General features: G+C 73.6%; 15 protein-coding genes. 7 read left to right on the top strand and 8 right to left on the bottom strand.

Annotated features, from left to right (window positions below):
• Positions 1-23 precede the first annotated feature (23 nt).
• The 4 genes from IE295_RS27935 to IE295_RS27920 all read left to right on the top strand — a co-directional run bounded on the left by IE295_RS27935 (position 24) and on the right by IE295_RS27920 (position 3713).
• Positions 24-821: an exodeoxyribonuclease III gene (locus IE295_RS27935; RefSeq protein WP_190066545.1), complete on the top strand. Its 798-nt coding sequence runs from the start codon at positions 24-26 to the stop codon at positions 819-821.
• Positions 822-994: 173 nt separating this feature from the next.
• Positions 995-2515, top strand: a complete 1521-nt coding sequence (locus IE295_RS27930) for a flavin-containing monooxygenase (protein ID WP_190066544.1) — start codon at positions 995-997, stop codon at positions 2513-2515.
• On the top strand, positions 2512-3396 hold the full coding sequence (locus IE295_RS27925) for an SDR family oxidoreductase (protein ID WP_190066543.1): 885 nt from the start codon (positions 2512-2514) through the stop codon (positions 3394-3396). Before IE295_RS27930 ends, IE295_RS27925 begins: the two co-directional genes overlap by 4 nt.
• 77 nt (positions 3397-3473) lie before the next feature.
• A complete protein-coding gene (locus IE295_RS27920) occupies positions 3474-3713 on the top strand; it encodes a hypothetical protein (protein ID WP_190066542.1) in 240 nt (79 codons plus the stop codon).
• 106 nt (positions 3714-3819) lie between these two features.
• On the opposite strand, the gene IE295_RS27915 is transcribed toward IE295_RS27920, so the two are convergent.
• Together IE295_RS27915 and IE295_RS27910 are read right to left on the bottom strand one after the other, a co-directional pair.
• Entirely contained in the window at positions 3820-6060 is a 2241-nt protein-coding gene (locus IE295_RS27915; RefSeq protein WP_190066541.1) for an MMPL family transporter, read from the bottom strand.
• A 129-nt stretch (positions 6061-6189) separates the two neighbouring features.
• Complete coding sequence (locus IE295_RS27910; RefSeq protein ID WP_190066540.1) at positions 6190-6789, bottom strand: TetR/AcrR family transcriptional regulator; 600 nt, start codon at positions 6787-6789, stop codon at positions 6190-6192.
• Positions 6790-6928: 139 nt separating this feature from the next.
• On the opposite strand from IE295_RS27910, the gene IE295_RS27905 reads away from it, so the two are divergent.
• The gene (locus IE295_RS27905; protein ID WP_190066539.1) at positions 6929-10198 is read left to right on the top strand and encodes a S41 family peptidase; all 3270 of its coding nucleotides are present in this window, start codon (positions 6929-6931) and stop codon (positions 10196-10198) included.
• A gap of 28 nt (positions 10199-10226) precedes the next feature.
• Here the strand turns inward: IE295_RS27905 and IE295_RS27900 are convergent, their stop codons facing one another.
• The 5 genes from IE295_RS27900 to IE295_RS27880 are packed head-to-tail and all read right to left on the bottom strand — an operon-like array spanning position 10227 to position 14869.
• Entirely contained in the window at positions 10227-11018 is a 792-nt protein-coding gene (locus IE295_RS27900) for an SDR family NAD(P)-dependent oxidoreductase (RefSeq protein WP_190066538.1), read from the bottom strand.
• A gap of 10 nt (positions 11019-11028) precedes the next feature.
• Complete coding sequence (locus IE295_RS27895; RefSeq protein ID WP_224323391.1) at positions 11029-12243, bottom strand: serine hydrolase domain-containing protein; 1215 nt, start codon at positions 12241-12243, stop codon at positions 11029-11031.
• Between the two features lie 55 nt (positions 12244-12298).
• Positions 12299-13063 (bottom strand): energy-coupling factor ABC transporter ATP-binding protein, encoded by a 765-nt coding sequence (locus tag IE295_RS27890; RefSeq protein WP_224323390.1) that lies wholly within the window; start codon positions 13061-13063, stop codon positions 12299-12301.
• Positions 13060-13824: a cobalt ECF transporter T component CbiQ gene (gene cbiQ / locus IE295_RS27885; RefSeq protein WP_190066535.1), complete on the bottom strand. Its 765-nt coding sequence runs from the start codon at positions 13822-13824 to the stop codon at positions 13060-13062. The genes IE295_RS27890 and cbiQ overlap by 4 nt, the downstream gene beginning before the upstream one ends.
• A 1-nt stretch (position 13825) precedes the next feature.
• Positions 13826-14869, bottom strand: a complete 1044-nt coding sequence (locus IE295_RS27880) for an energy-coupling factor ABC transporter permease (protein ID WP_190066534.1) — start codon at positions 14867-14869, stop codon at positions 13826-13828.
• A gap of 219 nt (positions 14870-15088) precedes the next feature.
• Here IE295_RS27880 and IE295_RS27875 point away from each other — a divergent pair, with 219 nt between their 5' ends.
• Together IE295_RS27875 and IE295_RS27870 are read left to right on the top strand one after the other, a co-directional pair.
• A complete protein-coding gene (locus IE295_RS27875) occupies positions 15089-17119 on the top strand; it encodes an MDR family MFS transporter (RefSeq protein ID WP_190066533.1) in 2031 nt (676 codons plus the stop codon).
• Positions 17120-17263: 144 nt separating this feature from the next.
• Entirely contained in the window at positions 17264-18448 is a 1185-nt protein-coding gene (locus IE295_RS27870) for a GmrSD restriction endonuclease domain-containing protein (RefSeq protein ID WP_190066532.1), read from the top strand.
• 44 nt (positions 18449-18492) lie between these two features.
• Here IE295_RS27870 and IE295_RS27865 read toward each other — a convergent pair whose 3' ends face one another.
• Positions 18493-19689: a MarP family serine protease gene (locus IE295_RS27865; protein WP_190066531.1), complete on the bottom strand. Its 1197-nt coding sequence runs from the start codon at positions 19687-19689 to the stop codon at positions 18493-18495.
• Between the last annotated feature and the right edge of the window lie 84 nt (positions 19690-19773).

Below are 19773 nucleotides of genomic sequence, written 5' to 3'. Positions count from 1 at the left end.
CGGGAGTAGGTATCGTGCCGGGAATGCCGAACCTGACCGTAACCACCGCAAATGTGAACGGACTGCGCGCCGCGGCCAAGAAGGGCTTCGTGGAGTGGCTGGCCGCGACCGAGGCCGACGTGGTCTGCCTGCAGGAAGTCCGCGCCGAGGCCCACCAGCTGCCCGACGAGGTGCGCGCGCCCGAGGGCTGGCACGTGGTGCACGCCCCGGCGGCGGCCAAGGGCCGGGCGGGCGTCTCGCTCTACTCCCGGCGCGAGCCGGACGCGGTGCGCGTGGGATTCGGCTCGGCGGAGTTCGACGGCAGCGGCCGGTACGCCGAGATCGACCTGCCGGGCGTGACGGTGGCCAGCCTCTACCTGCCCTCGGGCGAGGTCGGCACGGAGCGCCAGGACGAGAAGGAACGCTTCATGGCGGAGTTCCTCCCCTACCTCGTCGGCCTCAAGGCCCGGGCCGCGGCGGAGGGCCGCGAGGTGCTGGTCTGCGGCGACTGGAACATCGCCCACACCGAGGCCGACCTGAAGAACTGGAAGGCCAACCGCAAGAGCGCCGGGTTCCTCCCCGAGGAGCGCGAGTGGCTGACCAAGGTCTTCACGGAGTACGTGGACGTCGTCCGCGCCCTCCACCCGGGCGTCGAGGGCCCCTACTCCTGGTGGTCCTACCGCGGCCGCGCCTTCGACAACGACTCCGGCTGGCGCATCGACTACCTCGTCGCCAGCCCCGGCCTCGCCGAGCGCGCCCTGAAGGCCCGCGTGGAGCGCGCCGCGACGCACGCGGAGCGCTGGAGCGACCACGCCCCCGTGACGGCGGTCTTCGGCGCGTAGGCGGGAGCCCGCGGCGGGAGCCCCTCCGGGGCCCCGCCCCCGCGGGGTGCGACTCGCGGTAACTCCCGTTGTCCACAACCATGTACGGCCGGTAGGCCTCTCCCCTACGCTCGCCACTGTGCCAGTAATCGCTGGCACCGTTGTGTCGAGTGTGTCGACCGGGAGGCTGCGGCATGGCCGAGCATGAGCGTCAGCACGTACGGGTGGCGGTGATCGGCTCCGGGTTCGGGGGGCTGGGGGCGGCGGTGCGGTTGCGCCGCGAGGGCGTCACCGACTTCGTGGTCCTGGAGCGCGCCGGTGCCGTCGGCGGCACCTGGCGGGACAACACCTATCCCGGCTGCACCTGCGACGTCCCCTCCCACCTGTACTCCTTCTCCTTCGCCCCCAACCCCGAGTGGCCGCGCACCTTCTCCGGCCAGTCGTACATCCGCGCGTACCTCGAGCACATCACGGACACCTTCCGGCTGCGGCCGCACATACGGCTCGACTGCGAGGTCAGAGCCCTGCGCTGGGACACGGGCGAGCTGCGCTGGGAGATCGACACCGCCGACGGCGCCGGGTACACCGCCGACGTCGTCGTCTCCGCCACCGGCGCGCTGTCCGACCCCAGCATCCCCGAGGTGCCCGGCCTCGACGGCTTCCCCGGCAAGGTCTTCCACTCCGCCCGCTGGGACCACGACTACGACCTGCGCGGCAAGCGCGTCGCCGTGATCGGCACGGGCGCCTCCGCCGTCCAGATCGTGCCCGCCATCCAGCCGGAGGTCCGCGCGCTCACCCTCTTCCAGCGCACCCCGCCGTGGGTCCTGCCGCGCTCCGACCGCCCGATCACCGCCGCCGAGCGGTGGCTGCACGCGAAGGTGCCCGCCACCGCGGCGCTGCGCCGGGGCACGGTCTGGGGCATCCGCGAGCTGCAGGTCGGGCTGTTCACCAAGTGGCCGGACCGGATGCGGCTGCTGGAGAGCACCGCGAGGTCCCACATGCGCAAGGCCGTCAAGGACCCCGCCCTGCGCGCGAAGCTCACGCCCGACTACCGCATCGGCTGCAAGCGCATCCTGCTGTCCAACGACTACTACCCCGCGCTCACCCGCCCCAACGTCGGCCTGGTCGCCTCCGGCCTCGCCGAGGTGCGCGGCTCCACGCTCGTCGCCGCCGACGGCACCGAGGCCGAGGCGGACGCGATCGTCTTCGGCACCGGCTTCCACGTCACCGACATGCCGATCGCCGCGCGCGTCACGGGAGTGGACGGCACCACGCTGGCCGAGGAGTGGAAGGACGGCGTGGCGGCCCTGCGCGGCACCAGCGTCGCCGGCTTCCCCAACTTCCTCACCATCGTCGGCCCCAACACCGGGCTGGGGAACAGCTCGATGATCCTCGTCATCGAGTCCCAGCTGAACTACATGGCCGACTTCCTCCGCCAGCTCGGCACCCTCGGCGGCCGGGCCGCCCTCGACGCCCGCCCCTCGGCCGTCCACGCCTGGAACCGCAGGGTCCAGCAGCGCATGGGCCGGACGGTGTGGAACACCGGCTGCAGGAGCTGGTATCTGGACGCGTCCGGCCGCAACACCACGCTGTGGCCCGGTACGACGGCCGAGTTCCGCAAGGAGACCCGGCGGCTGGACCTCGCCGAGTACCAGATCATGCGGCTGCCCCGGGCGCGACGGACCCCGGCCGCCGCGAAGGAGGCGACGCGATGAGGGCCCGGACGGGGCTCGCCGGCCAGGTCGCCGTCGTCACCGGGGCCGCGCGCGGGGTGGGGGAGCTGCTGGCCCGCAAGCTGTCCGCGCGCGGTGCGAGCGTGGCGCTGGTCGGGCTCGAGCCGGACGAACTGCGCCGGGTCGCGGGGACGCTGCGCTCCGACGCCGCCCACTGGTACGCCGACGTCACCGACCACGAGGCGATGGAGCGCGTGGCGGGCGAGGTGAAGGACCGGTTCGGCAAGGTGGACGTCCTCGTCGCCAACGCCGGTGTGGCCACGGGCGGTCCGCTCGCCGGATCGGACCTCGCCGCCTGGCGCCGCGTCATCGAGGTCAACCTCATCGGCAGCGCCGTCACGGGCCGCGCCTTCCTGCCCGTCCTGTCCGAGAGCCGCGGCTACCTCCTCCAGATAGCCTCCCTCGCCGCCCTCGCCCCCGCGCCGATGATGACGGCGTACTGCGCGTCCAAGGCGGGCGTCGAGGCGTACGCGCACAGCCTGCGCGCCGAGGTCGCGCACAAGGGCGTACGGGTCGGGGTGGCGTACCTGAGCTGGACCGACACGGACATGGTGCGCGGCGCCGACGAGTTCGAGGTGATGCGGGAGATGCGCCGGCGGCTGCCGTGGCCCGCCAACCGCACGTATCCGCCGGGCCCGGCCGTCGACCGGCTGGTGGCGGGCATCGAGCGGCGCTCGGCGCACGTCTACGCCCAGCCCTGGCTGCGCGCCGTGCAGCCGCTGCGGGGCGCGCTGCCGGGCCTCCTCGCCCTGGGCGGCCCGCGCGAGATGCGGCGCGCGGAACCCCGGCTGGGCGGGGTGCGCGTGGGCCTGGTGGGGGCGGGCGGGGCCGCCGACGCGGGGGCGGGCACGGAGCGTCACTGATCGAAATGCGCGGTTCGTCCCGGCGTGTGAGGCTGGTCGCGGCCCGATTCCCCGATCTCCCTTAGGAGTGAACACGCATGGGCATCAAGGACGAGATGCAGGACAAGGCGCAGAAGGCCAAGCAGAAGGCCGAGAAGGCCAAGCAGCAGGTGCAGCAGAAGGGGCAGCAGGGCCAGCAGAAGGGCCAGCAGAAGAGCCAGGACACGCGCCAGCCCGGCCAGCAGGCACAGGACCGCCTCAACGAGCGCCGGCAGCAACAGCAGGGCCGCCAGGGCTCCATCGACGACATCCAGGACGACCTGGACGACCGTCTCTGACGCCGCGTCCGCCCGCGCGGGACGCCGCGGCGGGCGTGAACGCGACGAGCCGGGGCCCGGGTTCCTCGTGGAACCCGGGCCCCGGCCGCTGATCTGCCGTGCCGCGTCAGACGCGGGCCGGCTCGCGCTTCCCGTCGAGGTCGGGGTCGGCGTCGGCGTCACCGGACGCCGCGGCCGGCGCGGCCGCCGGCGCGAGGTGCTTCTGCAGCCCCTCGCCCTCGACGTCCACGTTCGGCAGGACCTTGGAGAGCCAGCCCGGCAGCCACCAGGCCGCCTTGCCCAGCAGCGCCAGCACCGCCGGGACGATCGCCATGCGGACCACGAACGCGTCGAAGAAGACGGCGATGGCGAGGCCGAAGCCGATCATCTTGATCATCGACTCGGACGAGCCGATGAAGCCGGCGAAGACGCTGATCATGATGACGGCGGCCGCCGTGACAACCCGCGCGCCGTGCCGGAAGCCGGTCACGACGGCCTCGCCCGGGCGCTCGCCGTGGACGTAGGCCTCGCGCATCCGCGTGACGAGGAAGACCTCGTAGTCCATGGCGAGGCCGAAGACGACGCCCACCATGAAGATCGGCATCATGCTCATGATCGGGCCGGTCTCCTCGACCCCGAACAGGCCGCCCAGCCAGCCCCACTGGAAGACCGCAACGACGGCGCCGAGCGCGGCGATCACCGACAGCAGGAAGCCCAGCGCGGCCTTCAGCGGCACCAGCACGGAGCGGAAGACGACCATCAGCAGCAGGAAGGCCAGGCCCACGACGAGCGCCAGGTAGGGCAGCAGCGCGTCGTTCAGCTTCTGCGAGACGTCGATGTTCATCGCCGTCGCGCCCGTGACCAGCACCTTGGCGCCGGTGTCGGACTTCAGCGACGCGCTCTCGCCGCGGATGGCGTGGACGAGGTCCTCGGTCTCGGTGCTGGTCGGCTTGGACTTCGGGACGACCATGAGCATCGCCGCGTCGCCGGCCTTGTTGAACTGCGCCGGGGTCACGGTGGCGACGTTGTCCAGCTTCGCCAGGGTGTCCTGGACCTTCTGGGCCGCGCCCTTGGCGTCCTTCGACCCGGACAGGTCCATGACGCCGATGAGCGGGCCGTTGAAGCCCGGGCCGAAGCCCTCGGACAGCAGGTCGTAGGCCTTGCGCTGGGTGGTGTTCTTGGACGCCGCGCCGTCGTCGGGCAGGCCCAGCTCCAGGGAGGCGGCGGGCACCGCGATGGCGCCCAGGCCCAGCACGCCGGCCGCGAGCACCAGCACCGGCCGGCGCAGCACCAGGCGGGCCCAGCGGGTGCCCATGTTCGGCTTCTCCGCGGCGGCCGCGTCCGGGCCGGCCTTGCGGGCCTTGCGGGCGAGCACCTGATTGCCCGCGAAGCCCAGCAGCGCGGGGATGAGGGAGAGCGCGATCAGCACGGCGATGGTGACCGTGCCGGCCGCGGCCATGCCCATCTTGGTCAGCATCGGGATGTTGACGACCGCGAGGCCGGCCAGCGCGATGACGACCGTCAGGCCCGCGAAGACCACCGCGGAGCCGGCGGTGCCGACGGCCCGGCCCGCGGCTTCCTCGCGCTCACGGCCCTCGGCGAGCTCCGCGCGGTAGCGGGAGACGATGAAGAGCGCGTAGTCGATGCCGACCGCGAGGCCGATCATCATGGCGAGCGTGGAGGTGTTGCTGGACAGGTCGAGGACGGACGCCAGCGCGGCGATCGAGGAGACGCCGATGCCCACGCCGATGATGGCGGTCAGCAGCGGCAGGCCGGCCGCGATGAGCGAGCCGAAGGTGATGACCAGGACGACCGCCGACACCGCGATGCCGATGATCTCCGAGCCGCCCTCGGGCATCTGCTGCAGCACGCTGCCGCCGACCTCCACGGTCAGCCCGGCGTCGCGCCCGTGCTGGGCGGCGTCCTTGAGCTCGTCGCGCGAGTCCTCGGTGAGGTCGGTGGACTTGACCTTGTACGCCGCGGAGGCGTAGCCGATGGTCTCGTCCTTGTTGACGGTCTTGCCCTCGAACGGGTCGGCCGCCCCGGCCACCTGGGAGCTCTTGCGGAGCTCACCGATGACCTGCTCGACGGCCTTCTTGTTCTTGGCGTCGGTCAGCTTCTGGCCGTCGGGGGCCTTGAAGACGACGCGGGCGCTCGCGTTCTGTTCGGTGTTCCCGGGGAAACGCTTCTCCAGCAGGTCGAAGGCCTGCTGCGCCTCCGTGCCGGGGATCGAGAAGTCGTTGTTGGTGGACTTGGACGCCGTGGCGGCGCCGACGCCGGCCAGCACCAGCAGCAACACCCATATCAGGGCGAAGTACCAGCGCCGCCGGTAGGCGAGCCGGCCGAGTCGGTAGAGGAACGTGGCCACGAGTGTGGTGCTCCCTGTCGGGTCGGATTCCTGAGGAATCGGATACGTGAGAACTGGAATGGGGAACCAGCCCGACGAGAGCGGTGCGTCAGGTGGGGCCTCAGTGGGGGTGTAAGTGGGGAGGGACGGTCATACGCCGAGAGCGGGGAGGATCACGGCGTCGATGTAGCGGGTGAGGTAGTCGGCGTCCGGCGGACGGTCGTCGATCAGCGGGCGTGCGAAGAAGCCGCCGATCATCATGTGCGCGACGAACGGGATGGCGGGGTTGTCCGCCGCCAGTTCGCCCCGCCCGACCGCGCGCCGGAGCATCGCGTCCAGCCATCCCATCTCGGGCTCGACCAGCACCTCGCGCAGCGCCCGGTGGAGTTCCGGGTTGGTGTGCACGGCGTGCCCGAGCCCTCGCAGGAGGGCGGTGTCCTTCTCCATCTGCTCGGTGTCGGCCCGGCACACCATGGCGTGCAGGTCGCCGCGCACCGAACCGGTGTCGATGTTCGCCAGGCTGACCGGCTTGTCGTGCCGCAGCGCCCGGGCCACCAGCTCCGGCTTGCCCTTCCACTGGCGGTAGAGGGTCGCCTTGCTGGAGTGCGTCCGCGCGGCCACGGCGTCCATGGTCAGCGCGTCGTAGCCGACCTCGCGCAGGAGGTCGAGCACGGCCTCGTAGAGCTCGGCCTCGCGCTCGGGGGTCAGCCGGGTGCGGCGTGCCGCCGGCTTGGGTGGGTCCGTGGGCATGCCGCGCCTCCCTCACCTGGAGTCGTACGAAACGGTTTCGTACCGTACGAGGGTAAGCCCGGCGCTCATCGAAACGGCATCGTTTCGATGGTGTTCTCCGTCACGAACCGAGTTGCCGGGGCCCCCGGGCGCCGAAACCATGGGAGGCGTGAGCGACGACGCCTACATCCGCTTTCCCCATCTGCACGGCGACCGGCTCTGCTTCGCCGCCGAGGACGACCTCTGGCTGGCCCCGCTGGCCGCCGCCGGGGACGGCGCCGGGCGGGCCTGGCGGCTGACCGTCGACCGCACCAGGGTCGGGCACCCGCGCTTCTCCCCGGACGGGCGGCACATCGCCTTCACCAGCTGGCGCAGCCTCGACCCGGAGATCCACCTCGCCTCCGTCGACGGCGGCCCGGCCCGCCGGCTCTCCTACTGGGGCAGCACCGACACCCGGGTCTGCGGCTGGACGCCCCCCGAGGACGGCGTCTCCCACATCCTGGCGGTCAGCTCGCACGGCCAGCCGTTCTCGTACTACTCCTGGGCCTACAAGGTGCACGCCGACGGCGGCCCCGGCGGCCAGCTGCCCTGGGGCCCGCTCTCCGACATCGCCGTCGCCGACGTGGCCGGCGAGCACAAGACCCTGATCCTCACCGGCAAGCCCCCGCACGAGCCCGCCTCCTGGAAGCGCTACCGGGGCGGCGCGACGGGCCGGCTGTGGCTGCAGGGCACCCGGCTGCTGCCGGAGCTCGGCGGCCACCTGGACTCGGTGATGTTCGTCGGCGACCGCATCGCCTTCCTCTCCGACCACGAGGGCATCGGCAACCTCTACTCCTGCCGGCACGACGGCTCCGACCTGCGCCGCCACACCGACCACGCGGACTTCTACGCCCGCCACGCCTCCACCGACGGCGAACGCGTCGTCTACCAGTGCGCGGGCGAGGTCTGGCTGGCCGAGGACCTGGCCGCCGACGGCTCCCCGCGCAGGCTGGACATCCGCCTCGGCGGCCCGCGCGCCGGGCGGCGCACGTACCAGGTGCAGGCCTCCCGCCACGTCGAGTCGCTGAGCGTCGACCGCACGGGCCGCGCCAGCGCCGTCCAGGTGCGCGGCAGCCTGTACTGGCTGACCCACCGCGACGGCCCCGCCCGGACCCTCACCGACATCCCGGGCGTCCGGGTGCGGCTGCCGGAGATGCTGGGGGCGACCGGCCGGGTCGCCTACGTCACCGACGCCGAGGGCGAGGACGCCGTCGAGATCGCCCAGCTGCCGCGCGCCGCCGGCCCCTCCGCGCCGCGCCGCCTGGCCGCGGGCCGCATCGGGCGGGTGCACGAGCTGATCGCCGCCCCGGACGGCGGGCGCCTGGCCATCGCCGCGCACGACGGGCGGCTGCTGCTCGTCGACGCCTCCGCCGAGGGGGACGGCGAGGTCACCGAGCTGATCCGGTCGGCCAACGGGCCCGTGCGCGACCTCGCCTTCTCGCCCGACTCCGGCTGGCTGACCTGGTCCCACCCGGGCATCGGGCGCTCGCTGCGGCAGATCAAGATCGGCAGGCTGTCGGACCGGACGGTCGTGGACGTCACCGACGGCCGCTTCGAGGACGAGCAGCCGGTCTTCACCCGCGACGGCCGCTACCTCGCCTTCCTCTCCTGGCGCGGCTTCGACCCGGTCTACGACGTGCACACCGGCGACCTGTCCTTCCCGCTGGGCTGCCGCCCCTACCTCGTGCCGCTCTCCTCCGCCACGCCCTCGCCCTTCGCGCTGTCGACGGAGGGCCGCCCGGCCGGCGGCGGCCTGGACCTGGACGACACCGGCGACACCGAGGGCGCGGTGACGGTGGAGGCGGAGGGGCTCGAGAGCCGGGTGACGCCCTTCCCGGTGGCCGCCTCGAAGTACTCCTCCCTCCACCCCGTCCACGGCGGCGGCCTGGTGTGGCTGCGCTGGCCGATCTCCGGCGCGCTGGGCGAGACCTTCGCCAACCCCGCCGACACCACCGGCCGTCCCACGCTCGAGCACTTCGACCTCGTCAAGGCCAAGCGCACCGAACTCACCTCCTCCGTGGACTGGTTCTCCGTCAGCGGCGACGGCACCCGGCTGGTCATCAACGACGAGGGCGACCTGCGGGCCGTGCCCGCCACGGACCCGGGGGACAGCGACACGACCGTCTACATCGACATGCGGCGCATCCTGCACGAGGTCGACCCGGCCGCCGAGTGGCGGCAGGCCTACGCCGAGGCGGGCCGGATCGTCCGGGCCTACTTCTGGGAGCCGGGCATGTGCGGCGTCGACTGGGACGGCGTGCTGGAGCAGTACCGGCCGCTGGTCGAACGCGTCGCCTCGCCCGACGAGTTCGCCGACCTGCTGCGCGAGGTCCTCGGCGAGCTGGGCACCTCGCACGCCTACGTCACCCCCGCCCGCCGCAACGAGGGCCCGCCGCACTACCAGCGCGCCATCGGCCTGCTCGGCGCCAACCTCACCCACCGCAAGGACGGCTCCTGGGCGGTCCGGCGCGTCCTGCCCGGCGACTCCTCCGACTCCAAGGCCCGCTCGCCGCTGGCCGGTTCCGGCATCCGCGAGGGCTCGGTGCTCACCCACGTCGACGGCCGCCCGGTGGACCCCGTCGCCGGCCCGGCCCCCCTGCTGTCGGCGGCGGGCGGCACGACGGTCGAGCTCACCTTCGCCACCCCCGAGGGCGAGGGGCACGAACGCCGGGTCGCGGTGGTGCCGCTGGTCGACGAGCGGCCGCTGCGCTACCAGGACTGGGTGGCCAAGCGCCGCGCGGTGGTCCGCGAGGTCAGCGACGGCAAGTGCGGCTACCTCCACATCCCCGACATGGGCGGCTCCGGCTGGGCCCAGTTCAACCGCGACCTGCGCCGGGAGATGTCCATGCCGGCGCTGATCGTGGACGTACGGGGCAACGCGGGCGGCAACATCAGCGAGCTGGTGGTGGAGAAGCTGACCCGCACCATCATCGGCTGGGACCTCACCCGCGACGCCGAGGCCGTCTCGTACGCCTCCAACGCCCCGCGCGGCCCGGTCGTCGCCATCGCCGACGAGATGACGTCCTCCGACGGCGACATGATCACCGCGGCGTTCAAGCTGCAGGGCATCGGGCCGGTGGTCGGCCTGCGCACCTGGGGCGGCGTCGTCGGGATGACGGGCCGTCACCGGCTCGCCGACGGCACGTCGATCACCGTGCCGATGAACGCGGCGTGGTTCGACGAGTACGGCTGGAGCGTGGAGAACCGCGGCGTCGAGCCCGACATCGAGGTCGACCGCACCCCGCTGGACTGGGCGGAGGGCCGCCACAAGCAGCTCGACGACGCGGTGCGCCTGGCCCTGGACCTGCTGGAGCGGCACGGCGCGGCCCGGGCGCCGGACTACTCGGACGTCCCCGACCTGAGGCGGCCGGAGCTGCCGCCGAGGGGATGACGCCGTCCGGCACGGTCCGCCGCCGTCGTCAGGAGCGCCGCAGCGCCCCTCGCAGCCCCACGTTCCCGATGAGGATCCCGCCGTCGACCGGCAGCGTGACCCCCGTGATCCACGCGGCGTCCGGCGACGCCAGGAACGCCACCGCCGCGGCGACGTCCTCCGGCCGCCCCACCCGCCCCAGCGGATAGAAGGCCGCCGCCCGCTCCAGCGCCTCCTCGCGGCCGTCCCAGTTGGGCGTGTGCACCGTGCCCGGCGCCACCAGGTTCACCCGCACGTTCCGGGGCGCGCACTGGCCCGCCAGGGTGCGGGTCAGGCTCGCCAGGCCCGCCTTGGCCGCGCTGTAGGCGTGGTTGCCGAAGTCCTGCTCGCCGTTGACCGAGCCGACGCTCACCACCGAGCCCCGGCCGCCCGCCGCCGCCAGGTGCGGCATCGCGGCCCGTACGCAGCGCAGCGCGCCGGTCAGCGTGACGTCGAGGTCCCGGGCCCAGACCTCGTCCGGATAGTCCTCCACCAGCGCCGGGTCCGGATGGCAGGAGAAGGCGTTGTTGACCAGCACGTCCAGCCGGCCGAAGCGGTCCACCGCGCACGCCGTCGCCGCCTCGCAGGCGGCGCCGTCGGCGACGTCGCACGCCAGCGACTCCGCCCGCAGCCCGTCCGCCCGCAGCGCCGCCGCGGCCTTCGCCGCCCGCTCGCCGTCCACGTCCGTCAGCAGCACCGACGCGCCCTCCGAGGCGAAGCGGCGCGCCGTGGCCGCCCCGATGCCCCGCCCCGCGCCCGTGATCAGTACCGCGTAGCCCTCGAACCGCCCCGTCGCCGCCATGCGGCGAGCACTACCCCGCCAGGGCCCTGCCAACCGCCCGCACCAGGGCCTGGGCGCGCGGGTCGGCCGTCACGTTCTTCTGCATGCCGTTGGTGACGTACCCGAAAGCGATCCCCGACTCGGGGTCGGCGAAGGCCAGCGAGCCGCCGCGGCCCGGGTGGCCGAAGGAGCCGGGCGCCAGCAGCGGCGAGGCCGGGCCGTGGAGCATGTAGCCCAGGCCGAAGCGGGTGTTCACGACCAGGACGCGGTCCGGGCCCGCCGACTCCTCCGAGCGGGCCATGGTCAGCGTGGCCGGGGCGAACAGGCGCCGGCCGCCGTCCACCACGCCGGTCAGCGAGGCGTAGAAGCGGGCCAGCGCGTCCGCCGTGGCGATGCCCGCCGAGGCGGGCAGCTCGGCGGCGCGGTAGGCGGGGTCGTTCTCGTCGGCGGGCGGCTCGATCGCGGCGAACGCACGGTGCGTCAGCGACGCCGGGTCGCGGTAGGCGTCGGCGACCGACGCCTTGGGGCGTACGCGCAGGCCCGCGGAGGCGGGGGCGGCCGGGGCCGTGATGGCCGCCACGCGGCCCACCCGGCCGCGCTCGGCGTCCGGCAGGCCTATCCACAGGTCCAGGCCCAGCGGGGTGGATATCTCCTGCGCCACCCACTCGCCGATGCTCCGCCCGGTCACCCGCAGCACCAGCTCGCCGAGCAGCCAGCTGTAGGTCTGCGCGTGGTAGCCGTGGTCCGTGCCCGGCTCCCACGCCGGGGCCTGCGCGGCGACGGCCCGCGGGCCGCTGACGCCGTCGACGGCCTGGGCGGGGGTGAGCGGGGTGTCCAGCACGGGCAGCCCGGCGCGGTGCGCGAGCAGGTGCCGCACCAGGACGCGTTCCTTGCCGTTCGCCTTGAACTCCGGCCAGTACGTGCCCACCGGCGCGTCCAGGTCGACCTGCCCGCGCTGGTGCAGCACGAGCAGGACCGCGGCGGCCACGCCCTTGGTGGCGGAACGGACGACCTGCGCCGTGCCGCGCCGCCACGGTTCCGTGCCCCCGTCGGCGTCGCGCGTGCCGCCCCACAGGTCGACGACCTTGCGCCCGTCCCGGTAGACGGCCACGGCCGCGCCGCGTTCACCGCGCCGGGCGAAGTTGTCGGCGAAGGCGTCCCGGACCGGTTCGAAACCGTCCGCCACCGTGCCCTGGACGTCCACGTCCCCGTCCGCCACTGTTTCCCGCTCCCACGTGCCGATCACAACAAATCCATCCACCATGGTGCATCGTGACCGGGGGTGCTCGGGACCAGGGGGGTCACCCCCGCACGGCCACCGAGCGCGGGTCGAAGCCGAACGGCAGCTCCAGCCGGTGCGCCGCCATCCGCTCCTCGTCGCACAGCAGCTCCCGCGTGGGGCCGTCCGCCGCGATGACGCCGTCGCTGAGCACCACCGAGCGCTCGCACAGCTCCAGGGCGTACGGCAGGTCGTGGGTGACCATCAGCACGGTCACGTCCAGGGAGCGCAGGATGTCGGCGAGCTCACGGCGGGAGGCCGGGTCGAGGTTGGAGGACGGCTCGTCGAGGACGAGGATCTCCGGCTCCATGGCCAGCACGGTGGCCACGGCCACCCGCCGCCGCTGTCCGAAGGAGAGGTGGTGCGGGGGCCGGTCGGCGTAGCCGGACATGCCGACCCGGGCCAGCGCCCGGTCCACGCAGGCGGCCAGCTCCGCCCCGCGCAGCCCGGCCGCCGCCGGGCCGAACGCCACGTCCTCGCGGACGGTGGGCATGAAGAGCTGGTCGTCGGGGTCCTGGAAGACGATGCCGACGCGGCGGCGGACCTCGGCGAGGTTGCGCTTGTCCACCGGCAGCCCGGCCACCCGCACCGTCCCCGCGCCGCCGCCGAGGATGCCGTTGAGGTGGAGGACGAGCGTGGTCTTGCCGGCGCCGTTGGGGCCGAGCAGGGCCACGCGCTCGCCGCGCCCGACGGACAGGTCGACGCCGAAGAGGGCCTGGTGGCCGTCGGGGTAGGCGAAGGCGAGGCCACGGACCTCGAGGGAGGGGGTCCCGGGGGCAGGGGTCATGTCAGCATCCATCCGGTCAGGCAGACCGCCAGCGCGGCCAGCGGCAGCGCGGCGGCGTACGTCCACTGCGCACGCGTCGCCGTCACCTCGTCGATCACGGGCATCGTGCCCGTGTAGCCCCGGCTCACCATGGCCAGGTGGACGCGCTCGCCGCGCTCGTACGAGCGGATGAACAGCGCCCCCGCGGAGGTCGCCAGCACCTTCCAGTGCCGTACGCCGCGCGCGGTGAAGCCGCGGGACTCGCGGGCGATGCGCATGCGGCGCATCTCGTCCGTGATGACGTCGCCGTAGCGGATCATGAAGGACGCGATCTGGACCAGCAGCGGGGGCATCCGCAGCCGCTGCAGCCCCAGCAGCAGCGCGCGCAGCTCGGTCGTGGAGGCCAGCAGCACCGACGCGGCGACGCCCAGCGTCCCCTTGGCGAGGATGTTCCAGGCGCCCCACAGCCCGGACTCGCTGAGCGAGAGCCCCCACAGCGTCACCCGCTCGCCCTCGGCCACGAACGGCATCAGCAGGGCGAAGGCCACGAACGGCACCTCGATCAGCAGCCGGCGCAGCAGGAAGCCCGCCGGGACGCGGGCCGCGGCCGTGACGACGGCCAGCAGCAGCGCGTACAGCCCGAAGGCCCACAGCGCCTCGCGCGGGGTCGCCACCACGACGAGCACGAAGCAGAAGACGGCCGCGATCTTGCAGTGCGGCGGCAGGGCGTGCACGGGCGAGCGCGCGTGCCGGTAGAGCTTGTGGGCGTGGCCCGCTCCCATGTCAGGCGGTCCCGGCCGACGCGGCCCGCTCGGCGGCGCGCCCGCGCCGCCGGCGGACGGCGACGAACACGCCCGTGCCCACCGCCAGCGTCGCGCCCACGCCGATCACCCCGGCGAGGCCGCCCGAGATCCGCTCGTCGCCGACGTCCTTGACCTGGTAGTCCGCCAGCGGGGAGTCCTTGGCGGCGTGCTCCTCGGCCTTGCTGTCGATGCCCTTGTCGTGGGCGACCTTCTCCAGGCCGTCGGGGCTGGTGGAGGCGTAGTAGCTGACGAAGCCGGCGAGGGCGAGGGCGGCCAGGAGGCCGACGAGCGCGAGGCGGCGGACCGGGCGCGGAGGGGCGGTGGAGACGACGGGCTCGATCACCGTCCCCTCGGCGGTGCGCAGCTCGAGCGGCTTGGCCAGCCCGCGCGCGCCGTACACCAGGTCGGGCCGCACGGCCACGACCGCGCCCACGGTCAGCGCGGTGATCGCGGCCTCGCCGATGCCGATGAGGACGTGCACGCCGACCATGGCCGTGAACACCTTGCCGATCGGCACGTCCGTCGTGCCGCCCAGCGCGTAGAGCAGGGTGAAGGCACCGGCCGCGGCCGGCACGGACACCAGCGCGGCCACGAACGCGGCGGCGGTGACCGAGGAGCGCCGCCTGGGCAGCACGGTCGCCAGCAGCCGGAAGAGGGCGTAGGCGACGACCGTGGTGACGACGGCCATGTCGCAGATGTTCACGCCGAGCGCCGTGAGGCCGCCGTCCGCGAACAGCACGCCCTGCATCAGCAGCACCACGGATATGCAGAGGACGCCGGTATAGGGGCCGACGAGGATCGCCGCGAGCGCGCCGCCCAGCAGATGCCCGCTGGTGCCGGCGGCGACGGGGAAGTTCAGCATCTGGACGGCGAAGACGAACGCGGCCACGAGCCCGGCCAGCGGCGCCGTGCGCTCGTCCAGCTCCCGCCGGGCGCCGCGCAGGCCGACCGCGACGGCCGTCGCGGCGACGGCACCGGCGGCCAGGGAGACGGGGGCGTCGATGAACCCGTCGGGTACGTGCATGGCGGTGCTCCGTCCGTTGTGCGTGTCGTTCACCGGTCCAGGCGCGATCCGCTCCTCGCGTGAACCGCTCGTCGTGAGCGCTCGATGATAGGGGGCAGCTGCGAACAAGTGGCAAGAGCGTGCGACACGCGACTGCGCGCCCCTGGCTCAGCCCCACGCCCGCCAGAGGTGGCGCGCGGGGGCGACTCCCCAAATGCTGGGCACGGGAGGTACGTCACGATGACCACGGCCACCGCAACCGCCCCGCCCGCACCCCCGGCGCTCGGCCGCCGCCGCACCAACCTCGTCTTCGTCACGATCGTGCTCGGCATGCTGCTCGCGGCCCTCGACCAGACGATCGTCTCGACCGCGCTGCCCACGATCGTCGCCGACCTGGGCGGCGGCGGGCACATGGCCTGGGTGGTGACCGCCTATCTGCTGGCCGAGACGGTCTCCACGGTCCTGGTCGGCAAGTTCGGCGACCTCTTCGGCCGCAAGGTGGTCTTCCAGGTCAGCGCGATCGTCTTCGTCGGCGGCTCGGTCTTCGCGGGCGCGGCGACCTCCATGCCCATGCTGATCGCCGCCCGCGCCGTGCAGGGCGTCGGCGGGGGCGGGCTGATGGTCACGGCCATGGCGCTGATCGCGGACGTCATCCCGCTGCGCGAGCGCGGCAAGTACCAGGGCGCCCTCGGCGCCGTCTTCGGCGTGACCACCGTCGTCGGGCCGACGCTCGGCGGCGTCTTCACCGACCACGCCACCTGGCGCTGGTGCTTCTACGTCAACGTCCCCGTGGCGATCGTGATGGTCGTCATGGCGGCCCGGACGATCCCGGTCGTCCGCTCGGCCGTCCGCCCGGTCATCGACTACGCGGGCATCGTGCTCGTCGCGCTCGGCTCCTCGGGGCTGGTCCTCGGCCTGGAGTGGGGCGGCAGCGAGTACGCCTGGGGCTCGGCGGTGATCGTCGGGCTCTTCACCGGGGCGGTGGTGCTGCTCGCCGCCTTCGTCGTCGTGGAGCTGCGGGCCAAGGAGCCCATGCTCCCCATGCACCTCTTCCGCAACCCCGTCTTCACCGTCTGCTCCATCCTCAGCTTCATCGTCGGCTTCGCGCTGCTCGGCGCGATGACCTACCTGCCGACCTACCTGCAGTACGTCGACGGGGTCTCCGCCACGATGTCGGGCGTACGGACCCTGCCGCTGGTCGCCGGGCTGCTGGGCACCTCGATGCTCTCCGGCACGGTCGTCAGCCGCACCGGCCGCTACCGCTGGTTCCCGGTCGCCGGAATGGCCGTGACGGCCCTGGGCCTGTACCTGATGTCCACGATGGGCCGCACCACGGGCGTGTGGCTGGAGTCGCTGTACATGCTCGTCCTCGGGCTCGGCATCGGCCTGGCCATGCAGGTGCTGACCATCGCGGTGCAGAACACGGTGGCGTACCGGGAGCTGGGCACCGCCACCTCCGGCGTCACCTTCTTCCGCACCCTCGGCAGCTCCTTCGGAACGGCCGTCTTCGGCACCCTCTACAGCGGCCGGCTCGAGCCCAACCTGCTGGACGCGCTCGACCGAGCCCCCGGCGTGCCCGTCTCGGCCGTCCTGAGCCCCCAGGGGCTGCGGGCGCTGACGGCGGACCAGGCCGCGCCGGTGATCGACGCCTACGCGGCGACCGTGGACTACGTCTTCCGGTGGGTGGTGCCGGTCGCGCTGCTCGGCTTCGTGGTGGCGTGGTTCCTCAAGGAGGTGCCGCTGCGCGACAGCGCGCGGGCGGGCGCCTCGGACATGGGGGAGGCGTTCGCCGCGCCGGACTCGGCCGAGTCCGACCGGCAGCTGGAGCGGGCGGTGGCGGGCGTGATGCGCGCGGCCAAGGACGGGCCGGTCAGCCGGCAGGTGCTGGAGGCCTCCGGCAGCCGGCTCGGCCCGGTCGAGGCGTGGACCCTCGGCCAGATCCACTGGCGGCTGCGCGTGCGCGGCGAGGCGAGCCTGATGTCCGTGGCCGCGGCCCACCGGATGCCGCCGGAGGTGCTGGAGCCGGCCTTCGCCCGGACGGCCGCCGCCGGGTACGCGCGCGTGGACGGCGACCTGCTGCTCCTGACGCCCGCCGGCGAGGCGGAGATCGACCGGCTGGGCGCGGCCTGGCGCTCGTGGCTCGCGGAGCACCTCGACGACTGGGACATCACCGACCCGGAGGACCGGGCGCGCATGGACCGCGCCCTGGACAACCTGGCGGAGCGGCTGCTGGAGGAGGACGAGCACGCGCGGGAGCGGACGGGCGTGTGAGGGCGGGGGCGAGAGACCGGGGAGGGGTGGGGAGGGATGACGCGGGGCCGGGTGGGTGAATTCGTCAGTACAGCGGCTTATGTGGCTTTTTTCGGTGCACTCCTCAAGCAGCTGCATTGGCTTTCCGTCAGTGAAGGAGATTGCATGCGTTCCCAGGACATATCCGCACGCCGGTACCGGCGTCCGGCCCTCGCGTCCCTCACCGCCGCCGCCGCCCTGCTGCTGGCGGCGCTCCCGGGCGCCGACGCCCACGCCATCCCCCCGCCGGGCCCGGAGTTCGCGCGCCACGGACTCTCCGCGCAGCCGATGGGCGCCGCACGGCCGGCGGACTACGAGGAGGTCGACTGCGAGGGCCCGTCGGCGTGGGAGGGGGACCTCTACACGACGCCCCCCAAGGTCGCGCCGAAGGAGCACACGGCTCCCAAGACCACGCCCGACGAGAACGCGCAGCACGCCAGGCCGACCACGTCGGACATGGCCGCCAAGCCCGAGGCCGACATGCCCGCCAAGGCCGAGGCCGACATGCCCGCCCAGGCCGAGGCCGACAAGCCCGCCCAGGCGGCACCGGACAAGCCGGCTCAGGCCGCGCCGGACAAGCCTGCCAAGGCCGCGCCGGACAAGCCCGCCAAGACCGAGGCTGACAAGCCGGCTCAGGCCGCGCCGGACAAGCCCGCCAAGACCGAGGCCGACAAGCCCGCCAAGGCCACGCCGGACAAGCCCGCCCAGGCCGCTGCGGCCGCGCACGGCAGCTACCGCAGCTTCCCGGCGAAGTGGCCCAAGAACGTCCCGGACCGCGACGAGGCCGTGCGCCTGCTGGAGGACCTGGACGTCAAGCCCTTCAACAGCAAGGGCTACGACCGCAAGCACTTCGGCGGCGGCGCCTGCTGGGCCCTGCACGGCCCCAACCGGTGCACCACCCGTGACCTCGCCCTCAAGCACCAGTCCCTCGTGCCCGCCACGCTCGACGGCCCGTGCCGGGTCGTCGGCGGCGAGTGGCGCAGCGAGTACGACGGCCGGAAGGTCATCGACCCGATGCACGTCGACGTCGACCACATCGTGCCGCTGCGGCACGCGTGGGGGTCGGGAGCGAGCACCTGGACGCCCGAGAAGCGCCTGGAGTTCGCCAACGACATGACCGCCGCGCCCCAGCTGATCGTGGTGTCCACCTGGAGCAACCGCACCAAGGGCGACAGGAGCCCGGAGAAGTGGCTGCCGAAGGGCGCCGAGTGCCCCTACAGCCAGGCGTGGGTGGCGGTGAAGGACTACTACGGACTGAGCGTCACCCAGACCGAGAAGGAGAAGCTGCTGCAGATCCTCGGCAAGTGCTGACCGCCTGACCGCCCGGCCGGGAGGGGCGGACCCGTGACGTCACGTCACAGCGCCGCCCGGCTCCCGGTGCTCACCGGAGCGGTCGCGTCCGCCGCACGCCGTGCGGCGGACGCGACCTGGTCGGCGGTCAGGACGTAGCCGGTCTCCGCGTCGGCGGTGGAGCGGGCGAAGACGACGCCGTAGACCTTGCCGGACGTCGTCAGCAGCGGGCCGCCGGAGTTGCCCGGGCGGACCGTGGAGCGCACGGAGTAGACCTCGCGGGTGGTGATGCCGTCGCCGTAGATGTCCTGCCCCTTGGCGCGCACCTCGTTCGCCACGGTGGCGGCCCGCAGGTCCAGGCCGCCGTTCTCGGGGAAGCCCGCGACGACCGCCGCGTCGCCCCGCCTGGCGCTCTTGTCGAAGGGCAGCACGGGCGCCGGCAGCCCCGGCACGTCGAGGACGGCCACGTCCGTCCTGGGGTCGAAGAGGACCACCTTCGCGCGGTAGGCGCGCCCGACCCCGCCGACCTTGACGGTCGGGTCGTCCACGCCGGCGACCACGTGCGCGTTGGTCATCACGTGCTCGTGGGAGAAGACGAAGCCGCTGCCCTCCTGGCCGCGCCGGCCGCCGCCGACGTCCGCGACGCCCTCGACCTTGACGACGCTCGAGCGCGCCGCCTGGGTCGCGGCGGGGGTGACCGCGTCGCCGGAGGGCTTCGCGACGGTCGTGGCGGGCTCGCTCTCGAAGGGGTTGAAGACCTGCGGGAAGCCCGCCCCCGCCAGCGCGTCCGTGGTCCGGCTGAACCAGGTGGGCGCCTGCTCCGGCATGGACCGCTGGACCGCGCCCAGCAGCGTCGACTCCTTGATCTCGCGGGTCAGCAGCGTCGAGTTCGCCGAGACCAGCACGCTCGCGGCCATCCAGCCCACCAGCAGCACGGCCAGGGAGTTGACCACCGCGCCGCCCATGCCGTCGACGCTCCGCACGGGCGCCCACGTCAGCCGCGAGCGCAGCCGCCAGGCGAGGCGGGCGGCCAGGGCGTGGCCCATGGCGGCCGGCACGAGCACGACCAGCACCGCGACGACGGCGGCGGTCACCGTCCCCGCCTCGAAGGGCCGCAGCACATAGGGCAGCGCCCACACGCCGAGCACGGCGCCGCCGAGGAACCCGGCGAGCAGCACGGCGCTGGCCACCAGGCCGCGCCGGTAGCCGGACACGGCATAGCCGACGACGATCAGCAACAGCAGCAGATCGATCAGGTTCAACGCGCAGCCCTTTCCGTCACGCACGCGTCCCCCGACCGCGTCCACAGGTGTGGACCCCTAAAAACGCCCGTACGGACGTCCGTG

The sequence above is a fragment of the Streptomyces griseocarneus genome (assembly GCF_014655595.1).
Taxonomy (GTDB): Bacteria; Actinomycetota; Actinomycetes; order Streptomycetales; family Streptomycetaceae; genus Streptomyces; species Streptomyces griseocarneus.
The sequence above is the reverse complement of the archived record's forward strand: the minus strand, read 5'-3'. Positions and strand labels throughout refer to the sequence as shown.

Excerpts from the sequence above, each read along its gene's own strand:
- IE295_RS27910 (WP_190066540.1), bottom strand. The coding sequence starts at position 6,789 with ATGCCCACGGACCCACCCAAGCCGGCGGCACGCCGCACCCGGCTGACC.
- IE295_RS27905 (WP_190066539.1), top strand. The coding sequence starts at position 6,929 with ATGGGAGGCGTGAGCGACGACGCCTACATCCGCTTTCCCCATCTGCAC.
- IE295_RS27890 (WP_224323390.1), bottom strand. The coding sequence starts at position 13,063 with ATGACCCCTGCCCCCGGGACCCCCTCCCTCGAGGTCCGTGGCCTCGCC.
- IE295_RS27925 (WP_190066543.1), top strand. The coding sequence starts at position 2,512 with ATGAGGGCCCGGACGGGGCTCGCCGGCCAGGTCGCCGTCGTCACCGGG.
- IE295_RS27930 (WP_190066544.1), top strand. The coding sequence starts at position 995 with ATGGCCGAGCATGAGCGTCAGCACGTACGGGTGGCGGTGATCGGCTCC.
- IE295_RS27900 (WP_190066538.1), bottom strand. The coding sequence starts at position 11,018 with ATGGCGGCGACGGGGCGGTTCGAGGGCTACGCGGTACTGATCACGGGC.
- cbiQ (WP_190066535.1), bottom strand. The coding sequence starts at position 13,824 with ATGGGAGCGGGCCACGCCCACAAGCTCTACCGGCACGCGCGCTCGCCC.
- IE295_RS27870 (WP_190066532.1), top strand. The coding sequence starts at position 17,264 with ATGCGTTCCCAGGACATATCCGCACGCCGGTACCGGCGTCCGGCCCTC.
- IE295_RS27875 (WP_190066533.1), top strand. The coding sequence starts at position 15,089 with ATGACCACGGCCACCGCAACCGCCCCGCCCGCACCCCCGGCGCTCGGC.
- IE295_RS27880 (WP_190066534.1), bottom strand. The coding sequence starts at position 14,869 with ATGCACGTACCCGACGGGTTCATCGACGCCCCCGTCTCCCTGGCCGCC.
- IE295_RS27935 (WP_190066545.1), top strand. The coding sequence starts at position 24 with ATGCCGAACCTGACCGTAACCACCGCAAATGTGAACGGACTGCGCGCC.
- IE295_RS27920 (WP_190066542.1), top strand. The coding sequence starts at position 3,474 with ATGGGCATCAAGGACGAGATGCAGGACAAGGCGCAGAAGGCCAAGCAG.